The organism is Actinoplanes sp. G11-F43 (assembly GCF_050589265.1).
Lineage (GTDB): Bacteria > Actinomycetota > Actinomycetes > Mycobacteriales > Micromonosporaceae > Actinoplanes.
In genome coordinates, this window is sequence record NZ_JBNZCE010000124.1 from 1 (window position 1) to 1,146 (window position 1,146).

At 71.9% G+C, this 1,146-nt stretch carries 2 protein-coding genes; both read right to left on the reverse strand.

The features are described from left to right. Positions 1-263, reverse strand: a 263-nt coding sequence (locus ACQ0O7_RS45215) for a hypothetical protein (protein WP_430792116.1), incomplete at its 3' end; no start/stop codon positions are given. Positions 264-350: 87 nt separating this feature from the next. Then, the coding region (locus ACQ0O7_RS45220; protein WP_430792117.1) for a hypothetical protein at positions 351-1,146 on the reverse strand (796 nt) is incomplete at its 5' end.

Here is a 1,146-nt window from a genome sequence, read left to right on the forward strand (position 1 = left end):
TCGCGGATCTCCGGCTCCTCAGCCGACTCGGCGGTGTCGGCGACCCACTGCCGCCACCGCTCATCCATCTCCGGCACACCCTCGCTGCCGTCCCACGGATCGGTCACCAACGGCGGGACCGGGATGTCCGGAAGCTCGGATGCCCGTTCGGCGGCAGGGCGCGGCGATGCCGCAGCCGGCGGTGGTACGTGCACGATCGTCACGACGAGTGTGGCCGCCAGCGATGTCAGAACCGCGTGGCGGACTCGTTTCAGCAGGCTCACGTCAGAGGCCCGTCGCCGGGCATGCGGATGCTACTCATGGCACCTGATTCCTTCTGCGAAAAGGCGATGACGGGTGAGGCGGACAGGTCAGGGCTGCATGCGCAGTTCGCCGTCCAGGGCTTCCTGGTAACGGCCGGCCCAGAACGCGGCCCGGGTGGCGGCGTTGTCCCGCTCGACCTGCCACTGCTGCGCGGTGGCCTGCGCCGAACCGGCGACCGCCGCCCAGTTCGGGTTGCCGGCGGCCGCGGCGGCCGCGTCCAACGCGATCTGCCGCCAGTGCGCCGCCTGCTCGGTAGCGACCCGCTCGGCCTCATCCCACCTGCCGATCAACGGCTCGGCCTGCCCGCTCACCAGTTCCCACGCGCGGGCCGCGGCGGCCATCTTCTGCACCCTCGCCTCACCGGCGGCGGCCAAGGCGGCCTGCTCGGCGTTACGGGCGCTGGTCTCCAGCTGGGTCAGGTTCGACCGGCCCACCATGTCAGCGTCCGCGCAGCGCACCTTCAGGATCTCCAGATCCACCGCCGCCGCGGCAGCCCAGTCGTAGGCGAAGAACTCCACCACATCGGCGTCGGTCCCGTCAGCCCGCAGCGCAAGACCCGCCGCCGCCCGCACGTTCATCCCCGGATCGGTGTCGCGCAACCCGGCGACGAACGCCCGGTCCTCGGCCCGCAACGCCGCGGCCTGCTCACCGACAGTCTCCCGCGCCACCCGGTCCCGCAGCTTCGCCTCGGCATAGCCGGTCCTGGCGAACACGTCCAGCGCCGCGGCACCCTTCGACAACGCGAACTGCGCAGCGGCGTGCACCTCCGGCGCGAACTCCACGGTGTGCGTGGCCAGGATCCGCTCGGCGAAATCAGCGTTCGCCGCGTTCTGCTCCCGCGCG